Source organism: Bacteroidota bacterium, from assembly GCA_017303905.1.
Classification (GTDB): domain Bacteria; phylum Bacteroidota; class Bacteroidia; order B-17B0; family Aurantibacillaceae; genus JAHEYG01.
The window spans coordinates 136904-151867 of record JAFLBH010000002.1 but is presented as its reverse complement, the minus strand read 5'-3'; the positions used below and the strand labels follow the sequence as shown (position 1 = coordinate 151867).

Annotated in this window: 11 protein-coding genes; 5 read left to right on the top strand and 6 right to left on the bottom strand. The window is 36.3% G+C overall.

The genetic code is table 11. The annotated features are described in order from the left end of the window. Positions 1-92 precede the first annotated feature (92 nt). A complete protein-coding gene (locus tag J0L69_08445; GenBank protein ID MBN8693212.1) occupies positions 93-1739 on the top strand; it encodes a M23 family metallopeptidase in 1647 nt (548 codons plus the stop codon). On the opposite strand, the gene J0L69_08440 is transcribed toward J0L69_08445, so the two are convergent. The 4 genes from J0L69_08440 to J0L69_08425 form a co-directional block, all read right to left on the bottom strand. Next, positions 1722-2333, bottom strand: a complete 612-nt coding sequence (locus tag J0L69_08440; GenBank protein ID MBN8693211.1) for a WbqC family protein — start codon at positions 2331-2333, stop codon at positions 1722-1724. The genes J0L69_08445 and J0L69_08440 overlap by 18 nt on opposite strands. Next, on the bottom strand, positions 2333-3220 hold the full coding sequence (gene lepB, locus J0L69_08435) for a signal peptidase I (protein MBN8693210.1): 888 nt from the start codon (positions 3218-3220) through the stop codon (positions 2333-2335). The genes J0L69_08440 and lepB (J0L69_08435) overlap by 1 nt, the downstream gene beginning before the upstream one ends. Then, the gene (gene lepB, locus J0L69_08430; protein MBN8693209.1) at positions 3207-4397 is read right to left on the bottom strand and encodes a signal peptidase I; all 1191 of its coding nucleotides are present in this window, start codon (positions 4395-4397) and stop codon (positions 3207-3209) included. Before lepB (J0L69_08430) ends, lepB (J0L69_08435) begins: the two co-directional genes overlap by 14 nt. Before the next feature lie 771 nt (positions 4398-5168). Next, on the bottom strand, positions 5169-5420 hold the full coding sequence (locus J0L69_08425; protein ID MBN8693208.1) for a type B 50S ribosomal protein L31: 252 nt from the start codon (positions 5418-5420) through the stop codon (positions 5169-5171). A gap of 308 nt (positions 5421-5728) precedes the next feature. Between J0L69_08425 and J0L69_08420 the strand changes: the two genes are divergently transcribed. Further along, positions 5729-8155: a transketolase gene (locus J0L69_08420; GenBank protein ID MBN8693207.1), complete on the top strand. Its 2427-nt coding sequence runs from the start codon at positions 5729-5731 to the stop codon at positions 8153-8155. A gap of 14 nt (positions 8156-8169) precedes the next feature. Then, the gene (locus J0L69_08415; protein ID MBN8693206.1) at positions 8170-8736 is read left to right on the top strand and encodes a hypothetical protein; all 567 of its coding nucleotides are present in this window, start codon (positions 8170-8172) and stop codon (positions 8734-8736) included. 65 nt (positions 8737-8801) lie between these two features. On the opposite strand, the gene J0L69_08410 is transcribed toward J0L69_08415, so the two are convergent. Then, positions 8802-9452 carry a carboxypeptidase-like regulatory domain-containing protein gene (locus tag J0L69_08410; GenBank protein MBN8693205.1) on the bottom strand — a complete coding sequence of 217 codons (651 nt, stop codon included), beginning with the start codon at positions 9450-9452 and terminating at the stop codon, positions 8802-8804. Positions 9453-9600: 148 nt separating this feature from the next. Between J0L69_08410 and J0L69_08405 the strand changes: the two genes are divergently transcribed. After that, positions 9601-10278, top strand: a complete 678-nt coding sequence (locus tag J0L69_08405; protein ID MBN8693204.1) for a hypothetical protein — start codon at positions 9601-9603, stop codon at positions 10276-10278. A gap of 48 nt (positions 10279-10326) precedes the next feature. Here the strand turns inward: J0L69_08405 and J0L69_08400 are convergent, their stop codons facing one another. Next, complete coding sequence (locus J0L69_08400) at positions 10327-10632, bottom strand: hypothetical protein (protein MBN8693203.1); 306 nt, start codon at positions 10630-10632, stop codon at positions 10327-10329. Positions 10633-11030: 398 nt separating this feature from the next. On the opposite strand from J0L69_08400, the gene J0L69_08395 reads away from it, so the two are divergent. Then, positions 11031-14879, top strand: a complete 3849-nt coding sequence (locus J0L69_08395) for a PKD domain-containing protein (GenBank protein ID MBN8693202.1) — start codon at positions 11031-11033, stop codon at positions 14877-14879. Positions 14880-14964: the final 85 nt, after the last annotated feature.

Sequence of the window (14964 nt, the reverse complement as noted above, 5' to 3'; positions counted from 1 at the left end):
AATCGTTATTAAGTTATTAATAGGTAAAGGGTTAATAATTGACTACCATTAATGTAAAATGATAGCCGTTCGTGGATAATTTAGCAGTGTAGATGAACAAAATCGGATATATTCTGTTAATGTGCCTTTGTTTAAGCGCAAGAGCCCAACTTTATACAAAATGGCCTGTATCAAATACTAATTTAACAGGTAATTACGGTGAAATAAGACCTAATCATTTTCACGCGGGACTCGATTTTGCCTGGGAGAATATTTTAGGATCTCCAATTTACGCTGTGAAATCAGGTTATATTTCCAGAATTAAGATAAGTCCTTATGGTTATGGTAAAGTCATTTACATAACACATTACGATGGTAAAGTTAGTGTTTACGCCCATCAATTGCGGTTTAACGATTCCATTTCAAATTATGTGAAACGTGAACAAATCAGAAAACTTTCCTATGAAGTGGAGCTATTCCCACAATTAAACGAATTACCCGTTAAAGAAGGTGAGCTTATTGGTTATGTTGGCAATACGGGTGGTTCAACCGGACCACATCTTCATTTCGAAATAAGAGATGAAATAACTGAAATCCCTCTTAATCCCTTAATGATTTACAAACTAGCAGACACCATAAAGCCCAATAGCACGTCACTTGCTTTGTTTGATATACGAGATACGCTTCAACCAAAGCTTATTAAATATATTTCGGTGAAGAACAAAAAGGATAGTTTGTATTGTGTAAATGATTCTATCGTAATTAATCAATCGAAATTAGGAATTGCATTTAGCGGATATGATCAGGAAATGTTTAATGGTAATCCTAATAATATTTATTCAGCCAAATTATTTTTGGATGATACGTTAATGTATCATCATGAGCTGAATTATATACCCTTTGATTTGGCGAATTATGTGAGTGAATTTTCATTTGAAGCGTATAAACGTAAATATCAAAAATGTTTTTTACCCTCAGTATACGCAACGTATATGTACAAGAATATCAAGAATAAAGGGAGAATTGAGTTAAATGATACTTTGTTTCATCACATTAAATTGGAGTGGCGAGATGAAGCCGGAAACAGTAATAATCTGATGTTTTATATAAAGTCAAAGGAACTAAACGATTATAAATGGATTAACACAAAAGCCCCGAATTTTATGAATGCCAAATCCGGATTTACTCATTCGGCCAAATCCTTTACCCTAAACATCCCTCCAAACTCCGTTTATCAAAGTGGATTTATTTCGATTGCCGATAATTTCAGTGCTAAAAAATCGGTAAATGTATCTTTTACTAATACCCTATTAAGGCAGACCGGTTTAATTACTATAAAGTTAACCGAAAAACAAAAAGAGTTGGCTGGGAAATGGATTTTGAAAAACAATAATTCGGTTTGTCTGCCAAAAGTGAGTGAGAATTTTAACTCATACAATTTTAAATCGTTTGGTAATTTAACGATGATGCTCGACACTATTCCGCCCACAATCAAAACAGCCATCCCGCTTAAACGTTTAAAAACTCAAATTAAAAAAGCTGAAAATCTGTCTTTTAAAATATCAGATAATTTAAGCGGAATTGCGAACTATTACGTTTACATGAACGATCAATGGGTATTGGCAGAATACGATGCGAAATCCGATTTACTCACTTATTTTTTTAATGCCGATACACCAACAGGAGAATTGAAAATATTAGTCAGTGTACAAGACAGAGTAGGGAATGTAGGAACGTATAAATTAATTCTTACCCGATAGTAAATCAAGTCCGGTCATACCTTGATTAAACAATAAATCAATGCAGCTTAAATTGGCAACGAAGCCATGCTTGTCGGAAAAAACCTGATGATACGGCTTTATGATGACTTCATATTTCATTTTAGGATGAATCGTATTTCTTAAATCTGCTCCGTTAAACTCCATAGAGTAATTTTCGGTGAATGCCACAGTTTTTTTTATTCGCCAAAGCTTTAAAATCAGCTTTAACAAGGCGTTGTTGTAATCAAACAGCAAATCGAATTGTTGTGTGTAAAAAGGCCTAAAATCATCTTCAAAATACTCAAAGTAAGGCGAGTTTTTATAAGCGCTGGTGATGGCTCTCCAATGATTCATTTGCCAGTTTTCAGAGTAACTGATTCTCTTTTGAGAAATTACTTCTTTATCGGATTGTTTAATTAAGGGGATGCTTAAAGCCAATTTACCATTCGCGGAAAGTATTTCGCAGCGATTTCGGTATGATTGTTTTTGAAAGTGTTCATGAGCTTCAATAACAACGTTTTCATTTTGTAAAAAATGATACATCCAGTTTATGGAAGGTAAATAAGCGGAGCTTAACAAAACCCTTGAATTCATTAATCCTTATTAGAAATTAGTTTGCGGGTTATTTTTCCTAAAATATTCTGTTCAGATAATAATCCCCAATAACGTGAGTCGATGGCATTATCGCGATTATCTCCCAATACAAAATAATAGTTATTCTTAATTTCTATTTCCGTAATGCGCTTGCCGTTTAACTGAATAGAATTGTTTTCGACTATAATTGTTGCGTCATTCTCCAGTTCAATAAGTCGCTTGTATTTATAAATATTAGATGTGTCGAGTTTTAAAATATCGCCTTTTTTAGGAATATAAAGCGGACCAAAATTATGTTTGTTCCATTTATGAATAGTATCGTTAGTGTACATTTGCTCATCGCCGAAATCACTCTTTTCAATGTTTTTGTAAAGATGCGTAACAAGAGAATCGTTTTTTAAAAGTGCTGCCGTTTTTTCATTCATGCTAAAGGAATAATCCAATTCATTTGAAATAGCGCCGCCTTCATTTAATTGATAGTTCACTAAAAACAAGGAATCCAAAGCTCTTTTAGTTTTAAAGTGATAGTTGTAAAAAAAGGATTCGGTGTTCGACTCCATTTCATTATTCACATACACATTTCCATTATCAATCACGAGCGTATCGCCGGGCAATGCGATGCAACGTTGTGTAAATAAAACCGGTTTTGTGTCGGTGCTATCGTCGGCATAAAAATTAAACGCTAATAAATCACCTTGTTCAAAATGATTGGTTACACGCATCATAACTAAATCGCCACGATGATAGGACGGATGCATGTCGTGTGAAGGAACATGAATGAGTTTTACGAAGAAAGTCGAGACAATAAATAAAACAAATAAAGCAATAAGCCCCGGAATAATCCAGGGCAATATGTGCAATGAAAATGTTTTATCAATTCTTGGCATCTGTTGTTTTTGGTTTACGACGCTTCTTATAATAGCTGTATCCCCACAAAATTAAAATAATGGCAATAACAGGAGTTTTCATCGACACTAAACCATTATCACCTACATAGCATAAGAAACGGTCCCAACGGAATTTTCCTTCTTTAGAGTTTTTAAAGATAGAACCTAACACCGATTTCCCGCTTACCGGATTGTTATCGGCATATTTCATGCTAAACCAAACAAACACAGGTTTTCCAACTACATGATCAAACGGAACAAAACCCCAGCTGCGTGAATCTGCACTGTTATGACGGTTATCACCCATCATCCAATAATAATCTTGCTTGAACGTATATTCAGTAATAGGTTTACCATCGTATAAAACCTGACCGTTTTTCTTCTCGATTTGGTGAATTCCATTATCATATGTGCTTAAAACTTTCTCGTATAAACAAATATTTCCGGTATCAATTTTCAAAGTCATGCCTTTTGCAGGAATTTGAAGCGGACCGAAATTATCGTTGTTCCATGCATAGGATGGATGGTGAGGGAAGATTGTTAAGTCACGCTCTCCCTTTGGTTCAATTTTTCTCTCAATTGAAATAACACCGGGGATTTTCTTTACCTCTTCAATTTTTGTTCGAGGCATATTCAATAAATAAATACACGTATCGGTTTTAGTGTTTTCTAAATCAGCCTCTGTTACATAAATATCTAATTCATCTAACAAAGCTTGATTACTTAAAACAACACGGCCTTGTTTGTTTTCCATTCTTTCACCAAAAATGGCGTCTTTTGTTGTTACGAAATACTTATGCTGTGCGTATTCCGGCATTTCTTGCTTAGAATCATTGATGAAAATCTCTCCGTCTTTAATTTCAATTTTATCACCACCAATCGCAACGCAACGCTTTACATAATGCTCGCGTTTATCAGCAGGACGCGCAGCAACTTCTCCGATTGGTTGTCCGTTAAACGGATTCGGATTAGTAGGAGTGTGCATGTAATCCCAAGCTTGTTGTTGGTATTGATTGTCTGATTTTAGTTGTTGACTATTGGCCGCATCTTCACGCTTCATTAATTGAGCCACCTGACGAATACCTTGGTAATAGCTTATATCCTGCATATTCAGGAAGACTGTATCACCATCCGGATAATTAAACACTACGATATCTCCGTTTTTTGGATCGCCCATTCCCGGTAAACGAGTGTAAGGTAGTTTAATCCACTCCAAATACGATTTTGTTGTTGCGGTAAAAGGTAAGGTGTGATGCGCAAATGGAAATGCGATTGGCGTTTGCGGAATTTTTGGTCCGTAGGCCAGTTTGTTTACAAATAAAAAATCACCTACCATTAATGATTTCTCTAATGAAGAAGTAGGAATAGTAAAAGCTTCAAGGAAAAAAGTACGGATGATGGAAGCCGCAATAACTGCGAAGATAATTGGGTCGAGCCAGTTTTTCACAAAGGCACTCGGTTCCTTTTTATATCTGTCTAAACCAACAAACTTCGCGTCTTTATCATGACCTGCCACCACAAAAAACAAGTAGGGCATAATCGATGCGAACACTAAATCCTTCGTTTCTGCCTTATTAAAAGCGCGGGCTACATTAAATCCGTAAACACCGTACATCATTAAATTAACGCCGGGAACCACCATGATTAAACACCACCACCAGGGTTTGTTTAATAATTTAGAAAGAACAAAGAAATTATAAAAGGGCACAAAGCCTTTCCAAGCTGCTTCGCCGGCTTTCACAAATAATTTTGATAAACCGTAAAACGAAATGATAACAAGTGCCAGATAGATGTAATTACCCATAGTATATAAATGTGTTACAAATAACTTAAATATTGGTTGATTATTTTATACCGTTTAACAAAAAATGTTAACGATAGTATGCTCAAATACCACAAAATAAAAAGCCCCGCTTTAGGCAGGGCTCTTTTATAATGGAAATAAGTATTATTTCTTCTTGTTGTAACGGGTGCGGAATTTATCAACGCGACCGGCAGTATCCACTAACATTTGTTTACCGGTATAGAACGGGTGAGATGTCATAGAGATATCTAACTTCACCAATGGGTATTCGTTACCATCTTCCCATTTAATAGTTTCTTTTGTATCAGCACAAGAGCGGGTTAAAAATGAATAACCGTTGCTCATATCTTTAAATATGCAGAATCTGTAGTTTTCAGGGTGAGTTTCTTTTTTCATGATAATAAATCTTTATTCTTTCGTAATTTTAATAGGGGTACAAAAATAGTACATTTTTCACTATTCGCAAAATATTTGTAATAATAAGATTATCAAATAGTTAAATAACCTGACCAAAAACGGAAGCTTTCAGGTCTTTTACTACAATCTAAACAGAAATTCAAATTACCTTAAATCAATTCTCAGAATTATTCAAATTTATACAAATACTTTATAACTAAAATCAGGTTAAATTATATCTCGTAAAAACACCTGGCTTTATTTTTTTTTATCCCTCTCAAACTTTATATTTGTAAGGATACACTATCATGGAAAAGCAAGGAAATATTGGTATTGCAAAAGACCTATCGTTCGACGATTTTAAAAAAGTTGTTCTTGAAGATTACCGCATCGTAAACGAAAGCCGTCAGGCAAGTTTATTGGGACGAAAAGAAGTATTAACCGGAAAAGCTAAATTCGGCATTTTTGGCGATGGAAAAGAGGTGCCTCAAATTGCCCTCTCCAAAGTATTTCAAAATGGTGATTTCCGTAGTGGTTATTACCGTGATCAAACGTTTATGATGTCGATTGGTGCGGTTACTTTGCAGCAATGGTTTGCAGGTTTATATGCACATACCGATATTGAACATGAACCTATGAGTGCGGGTCGCCAAATGGGCGGACATTTCGCTACTCGCAGCTTAAATGAAGATGGTACTTTCCGTGCTCTAATTAATCAAAAGAATTCTTCATCCGATATTTCTCCAACCGGCAGTCAGATGCCGCGTTTGTTAGGCTTAGCTTACGCTTCCCACTTTTACAGAGTAAATAAAGATTTACAACAAGGTGAGTTTTTAAATTATTCCAATAAAGGAAATGAAATTGCTTTCGGAACCATTGGTGATGCCAGTACTTCCGAGGGTTTGTTCTGGGAAACCATTAATGCAGCAGGTGTTTTACAAATTCCAATGCTGGTTTCTGTTTGGGATGACGGACACGGAATATCTGTTCCGAAAAAATATCAAACGACTAAAGAAAGCATTTCTGAAATTTTAAAAGGTTTTCAGAGAGAAAATGGCGGAAAAGGTTACGAAATATTTAAAACCAAAGGATGGGATTACGCTCATCTTTGTGAAACTTACGAGAAAGCAGCCAAAGTTTGTCGTGAAGAACATGTGCCTGTATTAGTGCATGTGGAAGAAGTAACACAGCCGCAAGGTCACAGTACTTCCGGATCGCACGAACGTTATAAATCCAAAGAACGTTTACAATGGGAAACTGATTTCGATTGTATCAAAAAAATGCGCGAATGGATTTTAAAGAATGCATTAAGTGATGAAGCAACTTTAGATAAAATTGAAGAGGATGCTAAAAATGCGGTTCGCGACAGCAAAACAGCAGCTTGGACAGCTTACTTACAACCGATCAAAAACGAAGTGGCCGAAGTTTGCGCTTTGTTTGACGAAATTGCATCAGAAAGCGGAAAGGATGCATTCATTCATCCAATTAAAAACGAATTGGTTTCCATTAAGGAACCCATCCGAAAAGATATTCAGGTAGCCGTTAAGAAAGTATTGCGCCTAGTGAAGAACGATGATGTTGCAGGCCGTCAAAAATTAATCTCATGGCTAAGTTTATCAAAAATTGAAAATCACGATCGTTATAGTTCGTACTTACATTCACAATCTCCGAAGAATGCATTGAATATCGCATCTAATCCTGCTCAGTATGAAGGTGAAGTTAAAATGATGGATGGTCGTGAAATTTTACGTGAGAATTTCGGATCAATTTTAGAGAAATACCCTAATACTTTAATTTTTGGGGAAGATTCCGGTAAAATCGGAGGTGTTAACCAAGGATTAGAAGGTTTGCAAGCTAAGTTTGGTGAACACCGTGTTTTTGATACCGGTATTCGCGAGGCAACTATTATGGGACAAGCTATTGGTTTGGCCATGCGCGGACTAAGACCAATTGCTGAAATCCAATATTTAGATTATTTGTTATACGCATTACAGTTAATGAGTGATGATTTAGCAACTGTACAATGGAGAACGAAAGGAACTCAAAAAGCGCCTGTAATCATTCGTACACGCGGTCATCGTTTAGAAGGCGTATGGCACAGTGGTTCCCCAATGGGAATGATTATTCATGCTTGTCGCGGTATTCATGTTTGCGTACCTCGCAACATGGTTCAAGCGGCAGGATTCTATAATACTTTACTAGAAGCGGATGAACCTGCTTTGATTATCGAACCTTTAAACGGATATCGCTTGAAGGAACAAATGCCAAGTAATTTAAGCGAATTCAAAATGCCTTTAGGTATTCCTGAAACATTAAATGAAGGTTCTGACATTACTTTGATTTCTTATGGTTCAACTTTACGAATTGCCCAGGAAGCTATCAAAATGCTCGCGGAACACGGAATTAGTGTTGAGTTAATTGACGTTCAAACTTTATTACCATTTGATATACATCACAGCATTGTCAACTCAGTGAAGAAAACAAATCGCTTAGTTGTTTTAGATGAAGATGTACCGGGAGGAGCAAGTGCTTATATTTTGCAAAAGATTGTTGAAGAGCAAGGAGCTTATCAATTCTTAGATTCGGCACCGGTAACTATTGCAGCCAAAGAACATCGTCCGGCTTACGGAAGTGATGGAGATTATTTCTCTAAACCAAGCAGTGATGATGTGTTTGATGTTTTGTACAATCTAATGCACGAAAGCAATCCGGCTGCATTTCCGAAAATTTATTAATTTTGAGTTCGAATATGAAAATTATATTAAAAGCGCTTTTATTTAGTACACTGTTTTTGTTTTCTGCAGCAGCAAATGCACAGGATGATGGTGATGGAGGAACTTCCGAGAAAAAAGCGGAAGAAAAAAAATTTCAGGAAGTTGTGTTAATGGATTCAATGCCGGCGTCTGAAATTTTAAAGCGTGCTGTAAACTTTATTAAAATTGAATCGCCTCGTTTCGCAAAAACCAAAGGTGTAACAACAGGAAATAAAGCGGAGTGTATTGCTAAATTTAAAATCAAACCAAAAGAATTAAATCCAAAACCTGATTATACCGGTTTCATAACCATGCATGTTAGCATTGAATGTAAAGATAACCGTTACCGTTATGTGATTTCTAAATTAACACACACTTCTGCAAGCGGTAAAGCAAGTGGAGGCGATATTAATAATGTGGTACCGGCATGCGGAAGTATGATTATGCCTGATTTAATTTGGAAGCGAATTAAAGGTGATGCTTTCAGAAACGCGAACATGGTTGTTTCAGAATTAAAGGAAGCCATGATGAGATCGGTTGATACTGCCGGCGATGAATGGTAATAAAATTAAAATGAAATAATAAAAAAGGCTCCATTTGTGGAGCCTTTTTTATTGATGATAATTCTTTACTTCTTGGTATTTGATTTCTTCTTAAACTTTCCTTGTCGCCAGGCGTCAATAAACTGTGCCCAGGCAATTGGGTTTAATAAATTATTTACAGGATATTGTCCGGTTGTATAAACCTTGGTTAAATATTGTTGCATGGCATAACGGTAATTAGCCTGAGCATCCATTTTTAAATTTCTTTCGGCATAGCTTAAATCGTTACGGTCTAAATTTTTTGCAGCACGATCATAATCCGTTTCACTTAAATCCAAATTAAGAAATGCCTTTTTGAATTCCTCTTTACTTGGCCAGGGATATACATCTACATCAGCTAATAATATGGTATCTTTTAATAAACGTTGAATTACATAATAATGCTTGAGACTTAAAGTATCTTCCAATTTATATACGGCGTTTTTATGATTAATGGAAAAAAATTGTAATTCGTCACCGGGTTGCGCAACTACACTAAAGAATCCGTAAAAGTCGGTGATGGTACCGCGTTTAGTGCCTTTTACTATAACAGAAACAAAAGGAATTCCGCGCAAACTGTCGTCATCAACAACAATACCTGATAATTGAATAAAATGCTCTGAATTGCTTTTTTCTTGCGCCAGGGAACTTTGTACAAAATAAAGTAACCCAATTAGTATAAGAGATATTCTTTTCATTACGGGTAAATTTACTATACTTTTTTATTTAATTTACTGATTTTTGCCGCTAATAACATATTTTATAATTCTGCCATTTATGAATTAAATGCACCCACTTATCTAAAAACGAATGTTTTAACCATATTATTTACTAATTTTATTTTATATGATTCGGTATACTTTACATATACTCGCTTTAATTACAGTCTTGTGTGGTCAGCTTGTGGCTTCCGACCCTCCTAAAAGGAAAACCAAGACTGATGTTATCAAAACAAACTTTGAAGCTGGTGGCGGATTAATGGGGAGTGTTTTATATCTGAGCCGAAATATTCAGGAGGATAATGATGCCTTGGGTTATACTATTGTGGCCAATTATGGCGGACATAAACTTTTAAGATATAGCATACAGTACACCTATTATAAGCCCATCAATATAGAACCTACCTGGTATACCATCAGAGCGAATACTTTTGAGTTTAATACAGAGATCCTGGCCAGATTTCCTAATAACAAAACCTATTTATATCCGTTTCTTGGACTCAGCTATAACACCTTTAGAGGATATTTTACCGGGCAAAACGACTATTTGAATTTAAGAGAGCAGTTTAAGGCAAATACGACTATTAAGAATAATTGGCTGGGCTTAAATTTAGGGATAGGGTTTGAACATGCTTTTGGTCCCGTTGTTATATTTTTTGATTATCGCATGCGGGTAGGAAGAGAGCGGGGCTGGAGCTTTAATATTATGGATGTATGTTATGGCGGAGGATTGAGAGTAAAATTATTCATGCCAACTTTTAAAAGTATCTTTCATGGTTGGAGAAACCGATACGGAAGAGTATAAAAAAAGCCCCGATAAATTATCGGGGCTTTTTATTTTAAACAGAATTGTTTAATGCATATTTTGCCAAGGTAACATAGAGAAGGCCGTTCCTAAAATGACAAGGTAAATAATGATAAAAATTAAATATAAAGACCCTAAACAAATTCCTATGATTGCGCAAATACGTCCGCCTTTCGTATTATTAAATGACGATAATGTATAGGCAGATGGATTAGCTTTATATAATGCCATCGCCTTATTTCCTAAAACAATGGCGATAATACCACAGGTTAAAGCTACAATTCCATAACACCAGCATAGTGCAATAGAAATAATTCCTAAAACTAATACGGCGGTTGAATTTGGTAATGGCACTTGTCCGGAAGGCGCTCCTCCGAATTGTTGATTGAATTGCTGATTGATTTGTTGTTCGTTTAGTGTATTGGAATTTTCCATAAATATTATTTTAAGCTAAAATAATGATAATTCCATCATCTCAAAACTGCCATTAATACTTTCTTAAAACATTTTAGTGGTAATGAACATTTTTCGGTTGATTACTTAAAGCCTTGTTTTTAGAACCTCCCTTAACAAGCTACGTATAATACGATAACAAAAACTCAATCATACCCGAAACCCCCGTGAACATTCATGTTGACGTGGGCTGGTAAAAAAACATCTACCCAATAAAAAACAATTACAAACCTATCCGCATAAGCGGAATTAAACAACAACAAAAATGAAAACAAAAAACTATCAAAACCCCATTAGCCATGAAAGCAAAAATTTACTTAACAGCCGTGCTGGCTGCCTTGTACTTCATAAGTGCAGGTCAGGCACACAAAATCTCAAGCTCTACGATTGACAGCTTGCAGCATTTTGATAAAAATTATTGGCTTAATTATGCCAATACTACCCTAAACCTTCCACCCGGTAGTGTTACGGAGTTTATTAAAGCTCATGAAAGACACTACATTCATGAAACCTACTTTCCTGAACAAAAACAAACGCCTAATTCACCTATTATTCAACAGGCATGTACCAATGTTGATTTCGAATCCGGTACATTAAATGGTTGGACTACCACTACAGGTTTTCATCCTTTATTTAATGCAGCCGGATGTTGTCCAACTGCCGGTGGTGCACAAACCATTATGACAGGTAACGGTGTTGATCCCTGCGGCGGATTTCCTGTTGTTTGTCCGGGCGGTAATTTTTCTGTTCGTTTAGGAAATAATGGTACAGGTGCCGTAGCCGATCGCTTAGAACAAAAATTCTTTGTATCGGCCGCAAATGCCAACTTCACCTATAAATATGCTGTGGTTTTTCAAGATCCCGGACATACAGTTAACCAACAACCTGCTTTTAGAATTGAAATGTTCGATTCATTAGGCGTTGCTATTCCTTGTACCTATTATAATGTAGCAGCCGGACAAAATATTGCAGGATTTCAAAACTCACCAAACTGTGCCGGTGTAGTTTATAAACCTTGGACCAATGTTGTAGTTGATTTAACTACCTATATCGGACAAAGCGTAACCATTCGTTTCTCAGCGTTTGATTGTTCTTTAGGTGGACATTATGGTTATGCTTATATAGACGGTTCATGTGTTTCATTTCAACAAACTACACAGGATACAATTTGTGTAGGTTCAACAAAAAATATTTGCGCCCCTCCAGGTTTTTTATCGTATGTATGGAGTGGTGGAAATATTAACGGAAATACCAACCAATGCGTGAATGTTTCCAACCCCGGCATGTACTCTGTGCAAACAACCTTAATGACAGGATGTACCGGCCCTATTTTCTATTATCCTTTACATAACTTTCCAAAACCTGTGGCCAATTTTAATACCGGCGCGAATAATGGTTGCGGCTTAACTGTCAACTTTAATAATAATTCCAGCATGTCATCCGGTAACCTTACACAGTACCAATGGAATTTCGGTGATGGTTTTACATCTACTTTACAGAATCCAAGTCATACTTATGCAAATGCCGGTTCTTATTTAGTTTCATTAATTGTGACTTCCAGTAAAGGTTGTAAGGATACCGTTGTTAATTTAGTGAATGTAAATCCGCCTCCAACAGCAGCATTTTCCTATTCAAATATTTGTCAGGGCGCGCCTGTTATGTTTAACGACAACAGTACCATTCAGCAAGGCAATATAAATCAATGGAGTTGGAACTTTGGTGATAATACACCCGGTTCGTTTTTACAAAACCCAACACATATATATGCCAACGCGGGTACATACACCGTAAGTTTAACAATCACCAGTAATCAAGGTTGTGTGGCAACAACAACATCTGTAGTAACCGTGAATGCTAAACCAAATGTAAACTTTACAGCGGCAAACGGTTGTTTGAATGCTCCAACCGTATTTAATAATAGCAGTTCAATAAGCGGAGGCGCCATTACTAGTTGGATGTGGGATGTAGATGGAAATGGAATTATCGACTACAACACACCCAATATTTCGCATACTTATGCTAATGCCGGAACTTACACAGTAATTTTAAATGCATCAAGTAATGCCAACTGCATTAATTCTTATTCTACCACATTAACTGTTCATCCCTTACCATTAATTAATATCAGCGGGAATAATGCATGCCATAATTCAGTAACTAATTTCACCAACACAAGTAGTATTGGTAATAATAATACGATTACAAGTTACAACTGGAACTTTGGTAACAATACGAATACAAACCAAACTTCTCCTCAGGTTATTTATTCGGCTCCCGGAAATTATGTGGTAACCTTAACTGCCACTTCTAACAATAACTGCGTATCAAGTGGAACGACCTTGGTTTCTGTATTCCCAAATCCAAATGTTAGTTTTAATGCGGCTTCAGTTTGTCAGGGAAATGCAACTCAGTTTAATAATACATCCGGAGTTAGCAGTGGCTCTATTGTAAATTGGTTATGGGATTTGAATGGCGACAGTAATGCCGACAGCACTTCTCAAAATCCTACATTTATTTATCCTGCTTCCGGAACCCATGTGGTAAGCTTAACTGCCATTACAAATAATAATTGTGTGGCAACATACACCAATGTGATTAATGTTAATCCGCTACCGAATGTTTCTTTTGCGGTAAATAACGCTTGTCAGGGTACTGCAACGCAGTTTACAAATAATAGTACCATTAGCAGCGGACAAATCTCCTCTTATCAGTGGGCTTTTGGAAACGGTAGCGGTACTTTTCAAAATAATCCCGCTATTGTTTACAGTAATATTGGAACCTATGTCGCTACATTAACCGCAACATCCAATAACAATTGTGTTTCAAGTGCTACGCAAACAGTAACAATACATGCTGTTCCAAATGTAAATTTTTCTGTCACTACAACTTGCTTAAATCAGGCCACACAATTTACCAATATCAGTAACATTGCAAGTGGTAATATCGTAAAATACCGTTGGGATTTTGAGAATAACAATACCTGGGATGACTCAACCGCCAACCCAACATTTGTTTATCCTAATTTCGGTTCGATGCAAGCCAAATTGCAAGCTATCAGCAATAACAATTGTTACAGCCAGAAAATTAATCCGGTTGTCGTTCATGGAAATCCGGTTGCAAACTTTAAAGTTAATTCAGCCTGTTTAGGTGATAACAGCAATTTTGTTAACTTATCTACTTGCAGCGATGGATTAATTACCAGTTATCAATGGGATTTTAACGGTGATAATATCGTGGATAATAATTCTCAGAACCCCATTCATAATTATGCTACTAACGGTGTTTACCTTGCTAAACTTGAAGTTCAGAGTCAGTATGGTTGTGTAAACGTAATGTCGAAATCCGTTTATGTGAACGCCAAACCAATTGCTAAATTTAATGCGAACAATGTGAGTGGTTGTCCGAGCTTATGTGTGAACTTCACTAATATGTCAACTATCTCTAACGGAAGTATTGTAACCAATCAATGGTTGTTCGGTGATAATTCTATTCCCGGTTACGCCACAAATCCAACACATTGTTATGAAACCGGCACTTATAATGTAACCTTAAAAGTAGTTTCTGACAGTGGCTGTATTAGTCAGTACACCTCTCCAAGTTTAGTTAATGTTTATCCAAGTCCAACTGCTGAGTTTGTAGTTTTACCAAATGAAGTGGATATGAATCAACCAATGATTGAAGTAACCAATACCTCAATGGGTGCTTCAAGCGTAAGTTATACTTTCAGTAACGGAACTTCTTACAACCAACAAAACTTCACTCACACCTTTGACACCGATAATCCTATGACGGTTTACATTACACAAATTGTTGTAAATAATTATGGATGTAAAGACACCATTAGTCAGCCCGTGAGCATTAAACCTGCCTTTGTAATTTGGGTACCGAATGCGTTTACCCCTAACTCAGATGGATTAAACGATGGCTTTATGGCAAAAGGCGTTGGTATCAACAAATTTAAAATGTGGATTTTTGACAGATGGGGCAGAGTGATTTTTGAAACCGACGATATTAATCAGGCCTGGGATGGAACTGTAAGAGGAAGTGATGAGCCAATAAAGAACGATGTGTATGTATGGAAAGCACAAGTAGAAGATGTGTTCAGTAAAAATCACGACTTAACGGGCCATGTAACTTTGATTAAATAAAACGTTATACTAAAAATTGTAAGTAAATATCTGATGGGACAGATAGATGGTTAAAAGAAAAGGCGGGAATTATTTCCCGCCTTTT